This window comes from Streptomyces sp. NRRL WC-3618, assembly GCF_001280005.1.
Taxonomy (GTDB): domain Bacteria; phylum Actinomycetota; class Actinomycetes; order Streptomycetales; family Streptomycetaceae; genus Streptomyces.
Genome location: NZ_LGDW01000052.1, coordinates 1 through 20,173 on the forward strand (window position 1 = coordinate 1; position 20,173 = coordinate 20,173).

Here is a 20,173-nt window from a genome sequence, read left to right on the forward strand (position 1 = left end):
CCGTAGTACCACATCACATCATGCTTGGCCTCAACCCCGACCCCCCACGACTCCACCCCCGCCGCCTCGCACAACGCGACCGCCCGACGGATATGGAACCCCTGACTGATCAGCACGGCCCGGTCGACCCCGAATATCTTCTTCGCGCGGACACAGGAGTCCCACGTGTCGAACCCGGCGTAGTCGCTCACGATCCGCCGGTCCGGGACCCCGTGCCGGGTCAGATACGCCCGCATCGCGTCCGGCTCGTCGTAGTCCTCGCGACTGTTGTCCCCGGTGACGAGCACCACCCTGACCCGCCCCGCCCGGTACAGCTTCGCCGCCGCGTCCAACCGGTGCGCGAGGTACGGAGACGGCTCCCCGCTCCACAACCCGGCACCGAACACGACGGCGACGTCGGTACGCGGCGCGTCCGACACATCGCGCAACCTGTCGCTCGTGGCGACGAACATCCACGTGGTCGGCAGCAACGCCAGCACGCACACAGCCATCACCACCTGCACGGCCCGCCGCTGCCCGACCCGCGTACGAGGCAGACGCACACGCGAACGCAAGGAAGCCAGGGAAACCCACGACGTACGCGTCTTCGGACTGCTCATCGGACGGGGTCCCTCCCAGGTGGCCCGCGGCCTGCCTGCCGCCGCCTTCGACCAAGAAGGACGCCCCCACCACCGCCCCGGTTCGCCTCCCCCAGCGTGACCAGCCTCACTCCGAAGCGCATAACCGCAGTTCAAGCGGCCTCACACAGCACCTGACCCCCACCGTGAACCCCCGGAAAAGACCCGTCATCACTGTGCAACGGCGTGGCAACCTCGTACCGTCACGATCGGTACATGACGCCGTCGCCCCCTGCTTACGACGAGTCCTCGCAGCCCCGGCAGAGCCCCCGGTCGCCCGGAGGCGCCCACCTCGACAGTACGGCGCACATCATGGACCGGATCACCAGCCAGCTCGGCAGCCAGCTCAGCCTCGTCTCGCTCGACGGCCGCCGTCGCCCCACCCCGCCCGCACTCGTCCTCGTGGCCCACGGCAGCCGCGACCCACGAGCCCTGAGCACCGTGAGCACACTCGCCGAGCGCGTCCGCGAACTGCGCCCCGACCTGCCCGTGCGCCTGGGGCACATCGAGCTGAACGCCCCGCTCCTCCCGGACACGCTCGCGGAACTCGGCACCGCCGAGGCCGTCCTCGTACCGTTGCTGCTCAGCCGCGGCTACCACATCAAGCAGGACATCCCGGAGATGGCCGCCGCGTCAGCGGCACGCACGCGCGTGGCGGCCCCGCTCGGCCCGCACCCCCTGCTCGTCGAAACCCTGTACGCCCGCCTCGTCGAGGCCGGCTGGCGCAGCCGGATGACCGACGAGCAGCGCCGGTCGAGCGCGGTCGTCCTCGCCGCCGCGGGTTCCCGCGACCCGGAGTCGGACGTCGACACGCGCCGCACCGCCCAGCTCCTCGCCGAACGCCTGGGCGTGCCCGTCGTCCCCGCGTACGCCAGCACCGCCGCGCCGACCGTCCCCGCCGCCGTACGCGCCCTGGCCGCCCGAGGCCGCCACCGGATCGCCGTGGCCTCGTACTTCACCGCCCCGGGCCGCTTCGCCACGGAGTGCGCCGAGGCGGCCCCCTGGATCGCGTCGGCCCCCCTGGGCGCCCACCCGGCAATGGCCCGCCTGATCCTCCACCGCTACGACCAGGCACTGGCGGCCCAGGAAACGCCCGCGACGAGAGAACTGGCGCCGGCCATCTAGGGGCGCGGGGAACTGCGCGACAAGCCACATGCGGCCGCACCCGCGAACGAAACAGTCCCCGGCAGACGCGCAGGCGCACGCACACGCCCAAATTGTCAGTACCTGCCCTTACTGTCGAACCATGGAAGGCACACGCACAGGCACAGGCACCCACACGACCCCCACCCCCCAACCCCCACAAGACAACAGCGCACCCACCGCCAGCACCCCCACCGCCTACGCCCCGACGGCAGTCGCCCGCTGGGCGGCCGAGCCCGACAAACGCCCAGGACGCACCGCCTTCCAACGCGACCGCGCCCGCGTGCTGCACTCCTCCGCGCTGCGCCGCCTCGCCGGCAAAACACAGGTGGTGACGCCAGGCACCCGGAGCCAGGTCTGGGACGCCACCCCCCGCACCCGCCTCACGCACTCCCTGGAATGCGCCCAGGTCGGCCGCGAACTCGGCGCCGCCCTCGGCTGCGATCCCGACCTCGTCGAGGCGGCCTGTCTCTCCCACGACCTGGGCCACCCGCCCTTCGGGCACAACGGCGAACAGGCGCTCAACGAGTTCGCGGCGGACTGCGGCGGCTTCGAGGGCAACGCCCAGTCCCTCAGACTCCTCACCCGGATCGAACCGAAACGGTTCGTGCATCGCGCGCGTCTCGAAACCACGGGAGAATCCGGGACCCCGGGCCGCTCCGGGGCCGCCGGCGATTTCGTCAGCGTGGGCCTCAACCTGACCCGGGCCACCCTCGACGCCGCCACCAAGTACCCCTGGCCGCGCGGCGCGCACCCCACCGACCCGGCCTCCCCGAAGTTCGGCGTCTACGACGACGACCGGCCGGTCTTCGACTGGGTCCGCCAGGGCGCCCCCGGCACGCGGACGACGTTCGAGGCCCAGGTCATGGACTGGGCGGACGACGTGGCGTACTCGGTGCACGACGTCGAGGACGGCCTGCACGCCGGGCACATCGACCCCAATTACCTGCACGCCGAACCCGAGCGCCAGGAGATCTTCCGGGTCGCCACCGGTCGGTACGTGGCCGCGGACACCGACCCGGCCGAACTCGGCGAGGCCCTCGACCGCCTCCTCGACCAGGAGTGGTGGCCGCACGGCTACGACGGCACGGCGGTCGCCCAGGCCCGCCTCAAGGACGCCACCAGCCAGCTCATCGGCCGCTTCTGCCTGGCCGCGGAGAGCGCCACGCGCACGGCGTTCGGCGGCGGCAGGCTCACGCGGTACACGGCGGAACTGGTCGTCCCGCGCGCGGCGCGGCTGGAGTGCGCGGTCCTCAAGGCGGTCGCCGACCGGTACGTGATGCAGCGCGCCGAACAGGAACTGCTCCGCGCGGACCAGCGCATCGTGGTCGCCGAGCTCGCCGAGGCGCTCACGGCCCGCGCCCCGGAGGGCCTGGACCCACAGTTCCGCGCGCTGTTCGACGAGGCGGCCGACGACAGGGCGCGCAAGCGGGTGATCGTCGACCAGATCGCGTCACTCACCGACGCGTCGGCGCGTTCGCTGCACGCCCGCCTGAAGCGCCGCATATGAACTGCATATCAACCACATATGAACCGAATCCGGACGGCATATGACACAGATGTGACCCTGCGTGGCCTGATCGGGCCACACCCTCTTCCCCCATCACACTCCGTGCGGGACGCTCGCCAGGGGCATCCGTACCGAAGACAACAAGACGCAAGGCGCGAGACACAGGGCACGAGACACAAAGCATCAGCATCAGCATCAGCACCACGCGACACGGGCAACACGTGGCACCCGTTACGAGGAGGCATGAAGTGGTCGACGCGGATCAGACATTCGTCATCGTCGGAGGCGGACTGGCCGGCGCCAAGGCGGCCGAGACGCTCCGGACGGAGGGCTTCACCGGCCGCGTGATACTGATCTGCGACGAACGCGAGCACCCGTACGAGCGGCCCCCGCTCTCCAAGGGCTACCTCCTCGGCAAGGAGGAGCGCGACAGCGTCTTCGTCCACGAACCCGCGTGGTACGCGCGCAACGACATCGAACTCCACCTCGGCCAGACCGTCGACGCCATCGACCGTACGGCGAAGACGGTCCGTTTCGGCGACGACGGCACCCTCGTCCACTATGACAAACTGCTCATCGCCACCGGCGCCGAGCCGCGCCGCCTCGACATCCCCGGCACCGGGTTGGCCGGTGTACACCATCTGCGCCGCCTCGCGCACGCCGAGCGACTCAAGGGCGTCCTGGCCGCCCTGGGGCGGGACAACGGCCACATCGTGATCGCCGGCGCGGGCTGGATCGGCCTGGAGGTCGCGGCGGCGGCGCGGGAGTACGGCGCGGAGGTGACCGTCGTCGAGCCGCTGTCGACGCCGCTGCACTCGGTGCTCGGCCCCGAGCTGGGCAACCTCTTCGCCGAGCTGCACCGCGAGCACGGCGTCCGCTTCCACTTCGGGGCCCGCCTGACGGAGATCGTCGGCCAGGACGGCATGGTCCTCGCGGCCCGTACGGACGACGGCGAGGAGCACCCGGCCCACGACGTCCTGGCGGCCATCGGGGCCGCACCGCGCACCGCCCTGGCGGAGGCGGCAGGCCTGACCCTCGCCGACCGGGCGTACGGCGGCGGCATCGCGGTCGACGAGGGCCTGCGCACCTCCGACCCCGACATCTACGCGGCCGGTGACGTGGCAGCCTTCCCCCACGCCCTGTTCGACACCAGGCTGCGCGTCGAGCACTGGGCCAACGCCCTCAACGGCGGCCCGGCGGCGGCCCGCGCGATGCTGGGCCGGGTATCGGCGTACGACCGCGTGCCCTACTTCTTCTCCGACCAGTACGACATGGGCATGGAGTACTCGGGCTGGGCGCCCCCGGGCTCGTACGACCAGGTGGTGATCCGGGGAGACGCGGGCAAGCGCGAGTTCATCGCCTTCTGGGTGAAGGAGGGCCGGGTGCTGGCCGGAATGAACGTGAACGTGTGGGACGTCACAGAGCCCATCCAGCAGCTCATCCGCTCCCGGGCCACAGTGGACACGGAGGCCCTGGCGAACCCGCACGTACCACTCGACAGCCTCGTCCCGTAGCGGCGGTGGGGCCCGCGACTGTCACAGCAGTGTCGGCCCGCCCCCGTAGAATCACCACGTGGCCGGAAGGATCAACGACGAGGACGTGAAGGCGGTTCGGGACGCGGTCCCGATCGACGCCGTCGTGTCCGAGTACCTCCAGCTGCGCAACGCGGGCGGCGGCAACCTCAAGGGCCTGTGCCCCTTCCACGACGAGAAGTCACCGTCCTTCCAGGTCAGCCCGAGCAAGGGACTGTTCCACTGCTTCGGCTGCCAGGAAGGCGGCGACACCATCACGTTCGTGATGAAGGTCGATCACCTCTCCTTCTCCGAGTCGGTCGAGCGCCTGGCCGGCCAGGCCGGCATCACCCTGCGGTACGAGGAGGGTGGCTACAACCCCACCCACCAGCGCGGTGAGCGCATCCGCCTGGTCGAGGCCCACAAGATCGCCGCGCAGTGGTACGCGGAGCAGCTGGCCACCAGCTCCGAGGCGGACGCGGGCCGCAAGTTCCTCGCGGAACGCGGCTTCGACCAGTCGGCCGCCGAACACTTCTCCGTCGGCTACAGCCCCCAGGGCTGGGACCACCTCACCCGCTACCTCCGCGGCAAGGGCTTCTCGGACAAGGAACTCCTGTTGTCCGGCATCGCCCAGGAAGGCCGCCGCGGCCCCATCGACCGTTTCCGGGGCCGCCTCATGTGGCCGATCCGCGACATCGGCGGCGAGGTCGTCGGCTTCGGCGCGCGCAAGCTGTACGAGGCGGACACGGGCCCGAAGTACCTGAACACCCCGGACACGGCGATCTACCGGAAGTCCCAGGTCCTGTACGGCATCGACCTCGCCAAGAAGGACATCGCGAAGGCGAGCCGCGCGGTCGTCGTCGAGGGCTACACGGACGTCATGGCCTGCCATCTGGCCGGCGTGACGACGGCGATCGCGACCTGCGGCACGGCCTTCGGCACCGACCACATCAAGATCCTCCGCCGGCTGCTGATGGACAACGGCAGCGCGCGCGTGATCTTCACCTTCGACGGCGACGCGGCCGGCCAGAAGGCGGCGCTGCGCGCCTTCGAGGACGACCAGAAGTTCGCCGCCGAGACCTACATCGCGATCGCGCCCGACGGCATGGACCCCTGCGACCTGCGCCTCGCCAAGGGCGACCAGGCCGTCGCCGACCTCGCCGAACCCCGCACGCCCCTCTTCGAGTTCGCCCTGCGCCAGATCGCCCTGCGCTACGACCTCGAAACCCCGGCGGGCCGCGCGGCGGCGCTGGACGAGGCGGCCCCGATCGTGGCCCGCATCAAGAACAGCGGCGCCCAGCACGAGGTGGCCGTCCAACTGGCCGGCATGCTCGGCATCCTGGACACGCAGTTCGTCGTCAAGAGGGTGGCGCAGCTGGCCCGTTGGGCCCGCGACCGCGGCGGCAAGGGCCCGGCCCCCGCCGGCGGGCAGAGCCGGACGCAGCCGTACGAGCAGACCTCCGCGCGCTCCGGCGGCCCCTCCGGACCTGCCCTGAACCTCCGCAACCCGGTCTACGCCACCGAACGCGAACTCCTCAAGCTCGCCCTCCAGCGCCCCGACCTGGTCTCCCCGGCCTTCGACGCCTACGGCATCGACGAGTTCACGGCCGCCCCCTACGCGGCGGTCCGCCAGGCGATCATGGAAGCGGGCGGCGCGGAGTACGGCGCCCAGGACCCCCAGGAGTACCTGGTCCGCGTCCGCGAGGTGGCCCCGGACAACACCGTCCGCTCCATGGTGACGGAGCTGGCGGTCGAGGCGATCATGCGCAGAACGGTCGACGACGTGTACGCGAGCGACCAACTGGTCATGGTCCGCCGCAGAGCGGTGGAACGCCGCATCCAGGAGGTCCAGGTGACCCACACCCGCCTGGCCACCCATGGAGACCCGGCCGAACTGGCCGCCGTACAGAACGAGTTGTGGGTACTCCAGCAGTACGACCAGGCCCTGCGGGAGCGCGGCGCGGCGGCGCTCTGAGCCTCGGCGCCGGTTTCGCGGCGGGCGGTGCTGTGCCCGTCGTACACGTGACTTGAGCGAACAGGCGTTCGAGTTTGCGGCGTCGGTAATCACGCGGTCACACACCGGACTCAGAAAGTCGTCGCACGCCCCTCGTGGCGGCGATGTGTCGTACTCCACACTGGGTTCCGGTGCCTGAGTCCTCGGAGCGCGGCCGACCCGTCCCCAACGGGTCCGACACCCCCGCGATCCGCTCAACGCGTACGGGACGGACAGCGGTGAGGCCGCCCACTCCGCCCCCCGAGTACCGCTGCCGTACGCCTCAGCAGCGATCATCCTGGAGGCCGCCCCCGTGCAGACCCAGACCCTCACGCAGACCGACAGCGGTACGGCGGTCACGGAGCCCGACGCCGAGAACGCGGACGTCACGGACATCCCCGATGTCCCTGAGGTCATCGCGGCCGTGCCCCCGCAGAGCCGCGCCGCGCACCACGCCGATGAGCTGGACGAGGTGGTGGAGACGGCGGAACCGATCGAATCGATGGAGTCGATCGAGCCGATCGAGCCCCTCGAAGCCCACGAGCCCCTCGAGCCTCTTGAACCCCTCGATTCCGTCGAACCGGTTGAACGGCTCCGCCCCCGCACCCCCGCCCGGGCCCCCGCCCGCGCCGACACCAGCGGGCCCTCCTCCGACCTGTTCCGCCAGTACTTGCGCGAGATCGGCCGTATCCCGCTGCTCACCGCCGCCGAGGAGGTCGATCTCGCCCGCCGGGTCGAGGCGGGCCTGTTCGCCGAGGAGAAGCTGCGGCTCGCCTCCGACCTGGACAGCCAACTCGCCCTGGACCTGGACCGGTTGGTCGTCATGGGCCGGATGGCCAAGCGCCGTCTCATCGAGGCGAACCTGCGCCTGGTGGTGTCGGTGGCGAAACGGTACGTGGGCCGCGGTCTGACGATGCTCGACCTCGTCCAGGAGGGAAACCTGGGCCTGATCCGCGCCGTCGAGAAGTTCGACTACGCGCGCGGCTACAAGTTCTCGACGTACGCGACCTGGTGGATCCGCCAGGCCATGTCCCGCGCCCTCGCCGACCAGGCCCGGACGATCCGCGTGCCCGTACACGTGGTCGAGCTGATCAACCGGGTCGTCCGCGTCCAGCGCCGGATGCTCCAGGAGCGCGGCTACGAGCCGACGCCCGAAGAGGTCGCCGCCCACCTGGACCTCCTGCCCGAGCGCGTCAGCGAGGTGCTGCGGCTGGCCCAGGAGCCCGTGTCGCTGCACGCGCCGGTGGGCGAGGAGGACGATGTGGCGCTGGGTGATCTCATCGAGGACGGCGACGCCGCGTCTCCGGTCGAGTCGGCGGCGTTCCTGTTGCTGAGGGAGCACCTGGAGGCGGTGCTGTCGACGCTGGGGGAGCGGGAACGCAAGGTGGTCCAACTGCGTTACGGGCTGGCGGACGGGCGGCCGCGCACGCTGGAGGAGATCGGACGGATCTTCGGCGTCACGCGGGAACGCATACGCCAGATCGAATCCAAGACCCTGAACAAACTCCGCGACCACACGTTCGCGGACCAGCTACGGGGCTACTTGGACTGAGGACGAGTTTCCTCGCCCCCGCCGCCCCCGCCGCCCCTTCCCGTCCCGTCCCGTCCCGTCCCGTCCTCCAGGGCTCCGCCCCCGAAACCCCGCTCCTCAAACGCCGGAGAGGCTGAAATACCCAGCGCGTCCGGCGTTTGAGGACGAGGCCCCTTCAGGGAAACCCTGGGAGGGTCAATCCACCTCCGTCACCGCCTCCGCGAACTGCGCCCTGTACAGCCGCGCATACGCCCCCTCCGCCCCCAACAGCTCCTCATGGGCCCCCTGTTCCACGATCGCCCCGTTCTCCATCACCAGGATCGTGTCCGCGTCCCGAATCGTCGACAACCGGTGCGCGATCACGAACGACGTCCGCCCGTGCGCCAGTTTGGCCATCGCCTTCTGGATGAGCACCTCCGTCCGCGTGTCCACGGAACTCGTCGCCTCGTCCAGCACCAGGATCACCGGATCGGACAGGAACGCCCGCGCGATCGTGATGAGCTGCTTCTCACCCGCGCTCACCCCGGTCCCCTCGTCGTCGATCACGGTGTCGTACCCGTCCGGCAACGTACGGATGAAACGGTCCGCGTGCGCGGCCCGCGCCGCCTCCTCGATCTCCCCGCGCGTCACCTCGCGCTCCCGCGCGGCCCCGTACGCGATGTTGTCCGCGATGGACCCGCCGAACAGCCAGGTGTCCTGGAGCACCATCCCGATCCCGGACCGCAGTTCGTCCCGGGACATCGACGCGATGTCCACCCCGTCGAGGGTGATCCGGCCCCCGGAAACCTCGTAGAACCGCATGAGCAGGTTCACCAGGGTCGTCTTGCCGGCCCCCGTGGGCCCGACGATCGCGACGGTGTGACCGGGCTCCACCTTCAGCGACAGATCCTCGATGAGCGGCTTCTGAGGCTCGTACCGGAACGACACGTGCTCCAGCGAGACCAGCCCGCGCAGCTCCTCCGGCCGTACCCCCGGCACCGGATCGGCCTGCTGCTCCTCCGCGTCCAGCAGTTCGAAGACCCGCTCGGCCGAAGCCACCCCGGACTGCACCAGGTTCGCCATCGACGCGACCTGCGTCAGCGGCATGGAGAACTGACGCGAATACTGGACGAAAGCCTGCACGTCACCGATCGACAACGCACCCGAAGCGACCCGCAGCCCGCCCACCACGGCCACCAGCACGTAGTTGATGTTCGAGACGAACATCATCAGCGGCTGCATGACCCCGCTGTTGAACTGGGCCTTGAACCCGGCCTCGTACAGCGCGTCGTTCTGCTCGGCGAACTGCTGTGCCGACTCGTCCTGCCGCCCGAACACCTTCACGAGGTTGTGCCCGGTGTACATCTCCTCGATGTGGGCGTTCAGCTTGCCGGTGGTCCGCCACTGCTGCACGAAGTGCGGCTGCGACCGCTTGCCGACGCGCGTGGCGATGAAGAACGACAGCGGCACGGTCACCAGCGCGACCAGCGCCAGCAGCCAGGACACCCAGAACATCATCGCCAGTACGCCGATGATCGTGAGGAGCGAGTTGATGAGCTGCCCCATCGACTGCTGGAGCGTCTGCCCGATGTTGTCGATGTCGTTCGTCGCGCGGGACAGCACCTCACCGCGCTGCCGCTTGTCGAAGTACGACAGCGGCAGCCGCGACAGCTTCGTCTGCAGGTCCCTGCGCATCCGGGACACGGTCTGGTTGACCGCCCGGTTCACCAGCCGCGTCGTCACCAGCATCAGCAGCCCGGCGAAGACGAACACGACCAGCGCGATCCCCAGCACCTCACCCACGGCGCCGAAGTCGATGCCCTTGCCCGGCGTGAAGTCCGTACCGGAGAGCATGTCGGCCATGCCGCCCTCGCCGCGCGCCCGCATGGCCGCGAGGACCTGGGCCTTCGTCGTGCCGCTCTCGAACTGCCGTCCGACGATGCCGGAGAAGACCAGGTCGGTCGCCCGCCCAAGGATCTTCGGGCCCACCACCGACAGGCCGACGCTCACGAACACCGCGCACAGCATCACGTAGATCGTGGCCCGCTCGGGCTTGAACTGGGAGAGGAGGCGTTTGCCGGACTCCTTGAAGTCCAGCGAGTGCTGGTCGGGGCCGCCTCCGGCCATCATGCGCCCCATGGGCCCGGCCATCAGGCAGCCTCCGCTTCCGTGAGCTGGGACAGGACGATCTCCCGGTAGGTCTCGTTGCCCGCCATCAGCTCGTGGTGGCGACCGGTGCCGACGACCCGGCCCTCGTCGAGGACGATGATCCGGTCGGCGTCCCTGATCGTGGCGACGCGCTGGGCGACGATCACGACGGTCGCCTCGGCGGTCTCCCGCGCGAGCGCCTTCCGCAGGGCCGCGTCCGTGGCGTAGTCGAGCGCGGAGAAGGAGTCGTCGAAGAGGTAGATCTCGGGCCGCTGGACGAGCGTCCGCGCGATCGCGAGCCGCTGACGCTGACCGCCCGACACATTCGTACCGCCCTGCGCGATCGGCGCGTCGAGCCCGCCCTCCAGCCGCTCGACGAACTCCTTGCCCTGCGCCACCTCCAGCGCGCGCCACAGCTCCTCGTCCGTGGCGTCCGGATTTCCGTACCGCAGATTGGTCGCGACGGTCCCCGCGAACAGATACGGCTTCTGCGGCACCAGCCCCACCGTCCTGGCCAGCAGCTTCGGCTCCACGGTGGCCACGTCCACGCCGTCGACGAGCACCTCGCCGTCGGTCGCGTCGAACAGTCGCGGTACGAGGCCCAGCAGCGTCGACTTCCCACTGCCCGTGGACCCGATCACCGCGGTCACCTCACCGGGCCGGGCGACCACGTCGACGCCCTTCAGCACCGGCTCCTCGGCGCCGGGATAGCGGAACCCGGCCCCGCGGATCTCCAGATGCCCGTGCCGCCGCAGCTCCATCACCGGAGCGGTCGGCGGGACGACACTGGACGACGTACCGAGGACCTCCTCGATGCGCTCGGCGCACACCTCCGCGCGCGGCACCATCATGAACATGAAGGTGGCCATCATCACGGACATGACGATCTGCATCAGATAGGCGAGGAACGCGGTCAGCGCGCCGATCTCCATCCCACCGCTGGCGATGCGATGAGCGCCGAACCACACCACGGCGATCGACGAGACGTTGACGACGGTCATGACGATCGGGAACATCAGTGCGAGCAGTCGCCCGGTGCCCAGCGACACCTCGGTCAGCTCGTTGTTCGCCGTCCCGAACCGGTCCTTCTCGTACCCGTCCCGCACGAAGGCGCGGATGACCCGGTTGCCGGTGATCTGCTCGCGCAGCACCCGGTTGACCGTGTCGAGCCGTACCTGCATCGTCCGGAACAGCGGCCGCAGCCGCCGCACGATCAACGTCACACAGATGCCCAGCACCGGCACGACGGCGACCAGCACGCTCGACAGCCGCACATCGAGCCCCAGCGCGAGCACGATGCCGCCCACGCACATGATCGGCGCCGACACCATCAGCGTGAACGTCATCAGCGCGAGCATCTGCACCTGCTGGACGTCATTGGTCGTGCGGGTGATCAGCGAGGGCGCCCCGAACTGCCCGACCTCGCGCGCCGAGAACGACTGCACCCGGTCGAAGACGGCGGCGCGTACGTCCCGGCCGAGCGCCGACGCCGTACGGGCGCCGTAGTACACGGCACCGATGTTGCAGACGACCTGCACCAGCGAGATGCCGATCATCACCGCGCCGAAGAGCAGGATGTAGCCGGTGTCGCCCTTCACCACGCCGTTGTCGATGATGTGCGCGTTGAGCGTGGGCAGGTAGAGGGTGGCGCAGGTCTGCAGGAGCTGCAGCAGCACCAGCAGCCCGATGGGTTTCTTGTAAGGCCTCAGGTAAGTGCGCAGAAGTTGTATGAGCACGCTGAATCTCTCGGAGTCGGCGGTTTGTCCGTGACGGACGATGGGGAGTGCCCCACGCCCCCATCGTCGAACACCGCACCCGTGTTACTTCAACCGATTAATCCAACAGCGGACCAAGAAACCGCCCGCGCGAGGGACGTCAGCTACGAAATGCCCCGGGATGCGTCTGCTCCCGCACGGACACGTACTGCTGTCGCACCGCCTGCCCCACCGCCAGCTCCTCACCGGGCTCCAGCACCTGCGCGGCGGCCCCGTGCCAGGCCGGCGGGGTACGCGGGTCGAGCGTGCCCTGCGACACCCCGAGCGCCCAGGCGGCCTGCCGTGCGGCGCCGATGGCCGCGTAGTCGGCGGGCTGCGGTACGACGACCTGCGCCCCGAACAGCGACGGCGCGGCGGCCTGCACGGCGGGCAGCTCGGCGGCGGACCCGAGCAGGAAGACGCGCTGTACGTCGACCCCCCGGCCCCGCAGCACGTCCAGGGCGTCGGCGAGCCCGCACAGCATCCCCTCGAAGGCGGCCCGCGCCAGATGCTCGGCCTTCATGGACTCCCGCCGCAGCCCGGCGAGCGTCCCGGCGGTGTGCGGCAGACTGGGCGTCCGCTCACCCTCCAGATAGGGCAGCATGACCAGCCCGTGAGCGCCGGGAGTCGACTTCATGGCGAGGTCGGACAGACTCTCCAGATCCCCGAGCCCCAGCAACTCGGCCGTCCCCCGCAGCGTCCGTACGGCGTTCAGCGTCGTGACGACGGGCAGGTGCAGCCCGGTCGCGTCGGCCAGCGAGGTGATCATCCCGGACGAGTCGAAGAGCGCCTCGGGGTGTACGGCCATCACGGACCCGGAGGCCCCGAGCGACACCACGACGTCCCCGAGCCCCAGCCCGAGCCCGAAGGCGGCGGCCATGGTCTCCCCGGTCCCGGCGGAGATGAGCAGCCCCTCGGGCGTCGTACCGGCGGCGTCGGAAGGCCCGAGCACCTCGGGCAGCATCGCCTGCCGCCCGAGCGCGAGTTCGACGAGATCACCCCGGTAGGAGCCCATGGCGGCCGACCAGTAGCCGGTCCCGGACGCCCCGCCCCGGTCGGTCGTCCGGCGCACCGGGCGCCCGAGCAACTGCCACACCAGCCAGTCGTGGGCCTGCATCAGCATGGCGGTGCGCTGCGCCGAGTCCGGCTCGTTGCGCGCCAGCCAGCGCAGCTTGGTCACCGGCTGCCCGGCCTGCGGCACACACCCCACGGCCTGCGCCCACGCCTCACGCCCGCCGAGCGCGTCGATCAGATCGGCCGCGGCGACCTGCGCCCGCTTGTCCCCGCCGACCATCGCCGGTCGTACGGTGTTGCCCTGCGCGTCGAGGGGCACGAGCGCGTTCTGCTGCGCGGACACCCCGATGGCCTGCACACCCTCGAGCAGCCCACCGCCGGCCGCCTCGCCGAGAGAGAGCAGCCAGGCCTGCGGATCGACGTCGGAGGGCCGCCCGCCGCCCCCGCCCTCGGGGGATTCCACCGGATGTGGCGCATAGCCCTGCCGCAGCACGGACCCCGTGTCCGCGTCGCAGACGACGATACGAGTGAAATCGGGCGAACTGTCCAACCCGGCGACTATCCCCATGGCGAAAATTCTGCCGTACGCGGAGAGGTGAACGCGCCGGGTCGGCCATCCGTTCGGCACGACCCGTGCGTTGTCGGTGCCCAGCGGCGTGCGGGAACCCCAGATGTGGTCATGCCAACACTCGTCCGCTCAGGTGTTACTGGTGCCCCAGTCGTCCTCGCCGCCCCGTACGCCGTTGCGCTCCCGCAGGGAACGCACCCGGTCGGCAACGGAGTCGGGCACATGGTCGCCGACCTTCTCGCTCACGCTGTGGAACGCCTTGCCGGCGAACTCCCGCCCCTGCAGCGCGGCCGACTCGGCAGTGTTGCGGACGGCCGGGTTCTGCGCGATCCGCTGCCCGGACTTCTTCAGCTGTTCGTAGCGCTCGCGCCCGGCCCGTGTGCCCAGCACGTAACCCAGGGCCAGTCCGGCGACGAACGTGAGCCGGTAGCGCATGACGGCCACCTTTCCTTGATGAGTGTCGGGTGAGGAGTGGCTGGAGGCGCGTGACGGGCGGGGGTGCGGCGAACCGATTGGCGGAGCACCCCCCTGCTTGCGCTAATGTATGTGTCGCAGCGAACGCACGCTTCCTGGCGAGTACCCAGGGAGGTACGTTCAATGCAAACGAGGCAATCCTCCGTAGCTCAATTGGCAGAGCAGCCGGCTGTTAACCGGCAGGTTACTGGTTCGAGTCCAGTCGGGGGAGCTTCGATCTTCCGTAGCTCAATTGGCAGAGCAGCCGGCTGTTAACCGGCAGGTTACTGGTTCGAGTCCAGTCGGGAGAGCGCTTGAACGAGGACCCCGTTGGGGTCCTTTTTCATGTCCGCTGGAACCGTGCGAGCCGCACCGAGGTCCTCATGGTCATGCGAAGCCGACCATCCGAAGCAGGAGATCGTATGAGCGGCTATGCTGCGGCAGACGGCGCGCACAAATGTGCGCGACGCGCCGTATTGGGGCGGTAGCTCAGCCGGTTAGAGCAGCGGACTCATAATCCGTCGGCCGTGGGTTCGAGTCCCACCCGCCCCACCATGCACCCCTGTGACCTGCGGAAACGTCTCATCTGGGGTGCGGATTCAGGGGTTTGGGCCACGGGGCTGAATCCGCTGCTCGTGAGTTCGACTCCGCTGCCGTAAGCGTTAGTTGAGGTCGCTCTGACCTGCGCAGACGTATCGGCCCACTGCTGGAGGATGGCGTCGTGGGTGGGCTGTGTGAGCGTCTGGACGTTGAATTCTGGACGCTGGCTGGACGCGAGGATCCGGAAGTGGTGTCGCCCGGCGACCTCTGGGTGTCGGGAGCCGGTGGCGGATGATGATCAGGGTGCTGGGCGCCCCATGGATCACGGCGTAGCCGCCGACCTCGGGGCAGCGAGAAACGGCCCGTGCAGGAAACTGTCCGAAGGGACACTCGGGGTGCGTGGAGACGACTGTGGACGTTCACCCCGTTCCGTACGAGGTGCTCGTTCTTTGGCGCGGGGGACGGGGCAAGCCCAGCCCGCGCGGGGCCGACGCGACGTCCGTGCCGTCCCCAGATGTGGACGCCGGAGCTATCGCCGTGTGCCCCGAGCCGATCCGTCGCCCTCGGTCGACCCGTTGTCGTTCGTGGAGCTATTCCCGCGTGCGCGGGACCGACGGCGCGTATCCAACGAGGGTGATCGCGAAGCAGGAGCCATCCCCGTGTCTTCAGGGCTGACTCTCAGGCGCCCCCGGCCCTGAACACGGTGCAGGAGCTATCCCCCGTACACGGGGGGCTCAGTCTCATCCGGGGCACGGCGGGTCATAGTCCCGTTGCGGGATGTACTTGTGCCAGAGGGCGGGTGTCAGGAGATTCCCGGTCGCCCGGCATACGTAGTCGACGGCGGCTTGGACGGACAGCGGCAGGGTGAACACGGCGTTCTCGCCGGTGCCGATGAAGAGGAAACGCCCGTCAGGGGAGAACACGACGGCGTTGACCCAGTTGATGACGCCGGTCACCGGCAGCCCGTGGGCCCGCGCAAGGCCCCGCTCGTCAACGTCCCACAGTCGGAGCGTCGTGTCGGAACTGCCGCTGACCAGAGTATGGCCGTCCGGGCTGAAGGCCAGGGTGTACACGATGTCCGTGTGGCCGGTGAGCGGGGCGCCCGTCGGTTTGGGGCGCGCTCGGTCGGTGAGGTTCCACAAGTGGACCGTGCTGTCGTTGCCGGCGGCGGCGAGAGTACGGCTGTCCGGGCTGAAGGCGACGGCCTGGAGAGGGTCCGCGCTGGGATGCAGGGGTGTCCCAAGAGGCATCGGCTGCGTGGGCTCGGCGATGTCCCACAGGCGGAGGGCGCCGTCTTGTGCCGCAGCGGCGAGCGTGCGGCCGTCCGGGCTGACGGCCAGGCGGTTGATCCGGCCAGCCTGGGTCTCTAGTGACCCCAGTGACGTGCGGCGGGACGGATCGGAGACGTCCCACAGCCTGACGGTGCCGTCGTCGTCGCCGCCTGCCAGCGTGCGCCCGTCCGGGGCGAACCCGACGACCAGGATGTTGCCCTTGCGATTGTGCAGCGGACCACCCAGCGGCTGGGGTTTGGCCGGTGCGGTGACGTCCCACAGCCGGATGTCCGGCCCCGCGGCGACGGCCAGGGCCCTGCCGTCTGGGCTGAAGGCGACCGAATTGACGAACGGCGTGTGGCCGGTGATCGACGCGCTGATCTGGCGGGGAGCGGCCGAGTTCCTGACATCCCAGAGACGGACAGAGTTGTCCTGCGAGCCCGAGGCGAGCAGCCGACCGTCGGGGCTTACGTCCACGGTGTTGACGTAGCCGGTGTGGCCGCTCAGGATCGTCCGCGGGATGGTCCACAGGCGGATGGTGTGGTCAGCGCCCGCGCTGGCCAGCATGGTGCCCTTTGGGTTGAAGGTTAGGGCCAGCACGGGCCCGGTGTGACCGTCCAGGGCGTAGGTGAGGTCCCGGATGTCGCCCGGGTTCGTCACGTTCTCAAGCCAGATGGTGTTGTCGTCCCCGCCGTAGGCCATGAGGTTGCCCGTGAGGGAGAAGGCGACAGTGTTGACGACGTTGTTGCTGGCGGCGGAGTCGACCCGGACAGGTTTGGCTGGGATCCTGACGTTCCACAGGTGGGTCTCCTGGTCGCTCCCGGCCACGGCCAGTATGCGGCTGTCCGGGCTGAAGGAGACCGCCTGGGCGAAACCGGGGAGCCCTGCCCTGAAGGAGATGTCGGCCGTCCGGCCGACGGCCGATGGATGCCGACGGTCCGTCACCTTCCACAGCCGCACGGTCCCATCGTTTCCGGCGCTCGCCAGCAACTTGCCGTCCGGGCTGAAGGCCACCCCGTTCACCTCGTCCGCGGAGGCGGGGAGCGGCGTGGAGAGGGGCCGCAGGTGCCCCGGATCGGTGGCGTCCCACAGGTGGATGCGGCCGTCGTGGCCTGCCACGGCCAGGGAGTGTCCGTCCGGGCTGAAGGCGAGCGTCCTCAAGGCGCTGGTACCGGCACGGGCCGTGGTGCCGAGTCCATCCGGGCGGCCAGGGTCACGGAGGTCCCACAGACGTACGATGCCGTCTTCGCCCGTGCCGGCCAGGAGGCGTCCGTCGGGGCCGAAAGCGAGCGCCCGCACCGCGCCCTTGGAGCCGCGCAGCGGATCGCCCAGCGGGACCGGGTGGCCCGCGCGGGCGGTGTCCCACAGCCGGATCGTGCCGTCGTCACTGGCGCTGGCCAGCACGCGTCCGTCCGGGCTGAAGCCAACGGCGTTCACCCGGTCGGTATGGCGGGTCAGCACGGTGGCCAGCGGCACGTTCTGGGCGCCGAGCAGCCGGGTCTCCGTCGACGCGGCCGGCGACATCCGGTGTGCGACCAGATCGAGTTGGGCGGCCAGCGACGGGTCGGTCGCGCGCGTCAGGTCGGCCTGGGCCCTGATCTGGCCGAGGATCGCGGTATTGCGTTCCTGCTGTGCCGTGTTGCGCTGGTGGAACGCGAGGACGGCGGACAGCGCGGCGAGGAGCGCAAGCACAGTCAGGCCCGCGACGACCCCCTGGCGGATCCGGCGCGCGCGATGCCGTTGCCGTACCGAGGCGGCGATGAACGCGGACATGTCCGAATCGACCTCGCCCTTGTCCTTGGCCAGGGCACAGGCTTCGTCCAGGCGGTGGCCCCGGTACAGCAGCCCCGGGTCGCGGTTGGCCTCCTGCCATGCGGTGGCCGCGTCCTCCAGCCGCTGGTGTGCCATGTACTGAGCCCGGTGGGTCTCGATCCACTCCCGCAGGCGCGGCCAGGTCCGCAGCAGCACCTCGTGGGTGATGGTGACTGTGTCCTGCTCTCGGGTAAGCAACCGCCCCCGGGTGAACGTCTCGACGACATCGGCCGTCTCGTCGGAGTGCGGGCCGTGGGCGAGTAGTTCGGTGTATCGCGCCGGGCGGCGCGTGTCGTTGGTGCCGTCGCCGAACTTGACTAGGCGCAGGAACACGGACTCTGCGGTCCGCTGCGCCTGTGGGTCCAGCTGGTCGAAGCAGCGGTCCGCTTCGGCCGTCAAGCTGTGCGCAATGCCGCCAGTGGACTCGTAGCCGTCCACGGTGAGGACGTGGCCCGCCCGGCACAGCCAGGTGGCCCGCAGCGCATGGGCGAGCAGTGGAAGTCGCCCGATCTCATAGGCGTCGGCCTTCTCCGTGTCCGGGGGCTCGGGGTCTGGTTCCGGTGCGCCGAGGTCGCGCAAGAGGACCTGCACGAGGCCCGGTTCGACTTCCATCCCGACCGCGCGGGCGGGATGGAGGATCGCCTGCCGTACCCCGGACCGTGACAGCGGCCCCACGATCACCTGGTTGCGTTCCACCGCTTCGAGGAGCCCCGGATGAGTGGCGCAGTCGGTGTAGAAGTCCGAGCGCAGGCCAAAAACGACCAGACCGACGGGCGGTTCGCCGGCAGGGCCGATGTTCGCCAGGCGTAGGACCGCGTCCAGGAAGTGCCGCCGCTCCCGCTCGTCGGCGCACAGCGTGAACAGCTCCTCCAACTGGTCCACGACGAGGACCAGGCGGCGTTCCGCGCCGGTGTCGCTGTCGTCCGCCGCGAGCGCGCGCTGCAGGACGGCCGGTCGCCACACCGGTCCTCGCGTCCGGTCGCCGGAGGCTCCCCGACTCCCGTATGTCACCTCCGACAGGCTGGCGTCAAGGGCTGCCATCGGGTGGGCGGTCGGGTTCAGCCACAGGCGAGGCCAGTGCGCCGAGCCCGGCAGGGCCCCCCGGGCGAGCTCAGGCAGGAGTCCCGCTCTGAGCAGCGACGACTTCCCGGCACCGGAAGGCGCGACGACAACCAGCGCCCCGCCCACCGCGAGGCAGGCGTCCAGCCGGACCAGAAGCTTGGCCACCAGCGCGTCCCTGCCGAAGAACCACTGGGCCTGTTCGGCGCTGAATGCGGCCAGCCCGGGATACGGGCACTCCTGAGACACAGCGGCGGCGTGCACGCGGTGGGCTGTGCGCACGCCGTCTTCGTAATGCAGGTGTAGGTCCCGCTCCGACAGGTACAGATCGCGGTGCGCCTGATAGATCCTGGCTCGGTCCGAGGCATGGGCCTCCAGCCGGATGTCCTCTTGGTTTGGGGGCTGCCTGTCGGCGGGACTCATGGCCCTTGGATGTTCTGGTCGCGCCCGGCCTGGTACACCCGGCCGTGTCCGGATGCCTCGGCGCGGAACTCATGCGATCCGGTGCGAGTGCCGTCCTCGCGGCGCAGGAGCGGGGCGATCTCTTCGTCGATCAGCCGCTTCAGCTCGTCCACCAGCGCGGGGTCGTCCCGCAGGAGTGCGGTCAGACGGGCCCCCCAGGCTGAGACGAGGTGTGATTCCGCGTCCCCGTCCCGCGCTCGGCGGGCCGTCAGTACGCGGTCTCGGGCCTCTACGAGCGCAGCGTCCACATGGTCTGCCTGATTCGGACGTATACGTCGCCACCAGGCTATGAGGGCTGTTCGTGCCTGCTGCCATGCGTCCGTGGCCATCGCTCCCACCAAGGACGTGGCCGCGGACAATACGATCTCATCCATCGCCACCAACTCCCTTAGGCCGCCGTACAGCTAGTGTCGCCATTTGCAATTTGGAGTGGTTTCGTTGGTATGTGAAAGCCGAAGGGGGGTATTGGATCCGCCTGGTTGCTCGCTACACGGGTGGAGGCAAGCCGCACGGGCTAGACAGAGACGGCCAGGCCAAGCGGTGCTCTCAGCGGTGTCAACTCACCCAACGGTGGGTTGTCTCGCTGGGCTGGAGTCATAGCCGCCAAAGAAGGCGCCATGGGCGTATCTCGTGTTCACCGCTCCGAGGTGAAGTGGCGGTTGACGAGGGCTGCTCTCAGATCCGCAAGTTCAAGTATCTTACGTGTCTAAGAAGCCGTGTCTCAACCGAACATGATCGGTTGATTTCTGCTGGTCAGGCATGGTCTGGCTCGTAGTGAGGGAGGCATCGGGCGTCTTGTTTCCGCTCC

General features: G+C 69.7%; 12 protein-coding genes and 3 tRNA genes. 8 read left to right on the forward strand and 7 right to left on the reverse strand.

Going from position 1 to position 20,173, the window contains the following annotated elements; translation table 11 throughout:
- The coding region (locus ADL01_RS07735; RefSeq protein ID WP_053741170.1) for a SanA/YdcF family protein at positions 1-599 on the reverse strand (599 nt) is incomplete at its 3' end.
- Positions 600-833: 234 nt separating this feature from the next.
- Between ADL01_RS07735 and ADL01_RS07740 the strand changes: the two genes are divergently transcribed.
- The 5 genes from ADL01_RS07740 to ADL01_RS07760 all read left to right on the forward strand — a co-directional run bounded on the left by ADL01_RS07740 (position 834) and on the right by ADL01_RS07760 (position 8,326).
- Complete coding sequence (locus ADL01_RS07740) at positions 834-1,742, forward strand: sirohydrochlorin chelatase (RefSeq protein ID WP_078960376.1); 909 nt, start codon at positions 834-836, stop codon at positions 1,740-1,742.
- 121 nt (positions 1,743-1,863) lie between these two features.
- Entirely contained in the window at positions 1,864-3,270 is a 1,407-nt protein-coding gene (locus ADL01_RS07745) for a deoxyguanosinetriphosphate triphosphohydrolase (protein WP_053741161.1), read from the forward strand.
- Between the two features lie 248 nt (positions 3,271-3,518).
- Entirely contained in the window at positions 3,519-4,784 is a 1,266-nt protein-coding gene (locus ADL01_RS07750; protein WP_053741162.1) for an NAD(P)/FAD-dependent oxidoreductase, read from the forward strand.
- A gap of 58 nt (positions 4,785-4,842) precedes the next feature.
- Complete coding sequence (dnaG, locus tag ADL01_RS07755; protein WP_053741163.1) at positions 4,843-6,756, forward strand: DNA primase; 1,914 nt, start codon at positions 4,843-4,845, stop codon at positions 6,754-6,756.
- Between the two features lie 331 nt (positions 6,757-7,087).
- Positions 7,088-8,326 (forward strand): RNA polymerase sigma factor, encoded by a 1,239-nt coding sequence (locus tag ADL01_RS07760; RefSeq protein WP_053741164.1) that lies wholly within the window; start codon positions 7,088-7,090, stop codon positions 8,324-8,326.
- Positions 8,327-8,500: 174 nt separating this feature from the next.
- Here the strand turns inward: ADL01_RS07760 and ADL01_RS07765 are convergent, their stop codons facing one another.
- The 4 genes from ADL01_RS07765 to ADL01_RS07780 all read right to left on the reverse strand — a co-directional run bounded on the left by ADL01_RS07765 (position 8,501) and on the right by ADL01_RS07780 (position 14,203).
- A complete protein-coding gene (locus ADL01_RS07765) occupies positions 8,501-10,435 on the reverse strand; it encodes an ABC transporter ATP-binding protein (RefSeq protein ID WP_053741165.1) in 1,935 nt (644 codons plus the stop codon).
- Positions 10,435-12,168, reverse strand: a complete 1,734-nt coding sequence (locus ADL01_RS07770; protein ID WP_053741166.1) for an ABC transporter ATP-binding protein — start codon at positions 12,166-12,168, stop codon at positions 10,435-10,437. The genes ADL01_RS07765 and ADL01_RS07770 overlap by 1 nt, the downstream gene beginning before the upstream one ends.
- A gap of 139 nt (positions 12,169-12,307) precedes the next feature.
- Complete coding sequence (locus ADL01_RS07775; protein ID WP_053741167.1) at positions 12,308-13,768, reverse strand: xylulokinase; 1,461 nt, start codon at positions 13,766-13,768, stop codon at positions 12,308-12,310.
- A gap of 129 nt (positions 13,769-13,897) precedes the next feature.
- Positions 13,898-14,203 carry a hypothetical protein gene (locus tag ADL01_RS07780; protein ID WP_053741171.1) on the reverse strand — a complete coding sequence of 102 codons (306 nt, stop codon included), beginning with the start codon at positions 14,201-14,203 and terminating at the stop codon, positions 13,898-13,900.
- Positions 14,204-14,380: 177 nt separating this feature from the next.
- On the opposite strand from ADL01_RS07780, the gene ADL01_RS07785 reads away from it, so the two are divergent.
- The 3 genes from ADL01_RS07785 (at position 14,381) to ADL01_RS07795 (ending at position 14,776) form a co-directional block, all read left to right on the forward strand.
- Positions 14,381-14,453, forward strand: a tRNA-Asn gene (locus ADL01_RS07785).
- A gap of 6 nt (positions 14,454-14,459) precedes the next feature.
- Positions 14,460-14,532, forward strand: a tRNA-Asn gene (locus tag ADL01_RS07790).
- A gap of 167 nt (positions 14,533-14,699) precedes the next feature.
- A tRNA-Ile gene (locus ADL01_RS07795) sits at positions 14,700-14,776 on the forward strand.
- 725 nt (positions 14,777-15,501) lie between these two features.
- Here ADL01_RS07795 and ADL01_RS07800 read toward each other — a convergent pair.
- On the reverse strand, positions 15,502-19,185 hold the full coding sequence (locus tag ADL01_RS07800) for a WD40 repeat domain-containing protein (protein ID WP_159049475.1): 3,684 nt from the start codon (positions 19,183-19,185) through the stop codon (positions 15,502-15,504).
- Positions 19,186-19,322: 137 nt separating this feature from the next.
- Positions 19,323-19,739 (reverse strand): hypothetical protein, encoded by a 417-nt coding sequence (locus tag ADL01_RS07805; protein WP_063783480.1) that lies wholly within the window; start codon positions 19,737-19,739, stop codon positions 19,323-19,325.
- Positions 19,740-20,173: the final 434 nt, after the last annotated feature.

Excerpts from the sequence above, each read along its gene's own strand:
- ADL01_RS07740 (WP_078960376.1), top strand. The coding sequence starts at position 834 with ATGACGCCGTCGCCCCCTGCTTACGACGAGTCCTCGCAGCCCCGGCAG.
- ADL01_RS07745 (WP_053741161.1), top strand. The coding sequence starts at position 1,864 with ATGGAAGGCACACGCACAGGCACAGGCACCCACACGACCCCCACCCCC.
- ADL01_RS07765 (WP_053741165.1), bottom strand. The coding sequence starts at position 10,435 with ATGGCCGGGCCCATGGGGCGCATGATGGCCGGAGGCGGCCCCGACCAG.
- ADL01_RS07775 (WP_053741167.1), bottom strand. The coding sequence starts at position 13,768 with ATGGGGATAGTCGCCGGGTTGGACAGTTCGCCCGATTTCACTCGTATC.
- ADL01_RS07780 (WP_053741171.1), bottom strand. The coding sequence starts at position 14,203 with ATGCGCTACCGGCTCACGTTCGTCGCCGGACTGGCCCTGGGTTACGTG.
- ADL01_RS07805 (WP_063783480.1), bottom strand. The coding sequence starts at position 19,739 with ATGGATGAGATCGTATTGTCCGCGGCCACGTCCTTGGTGGGAGCGATG.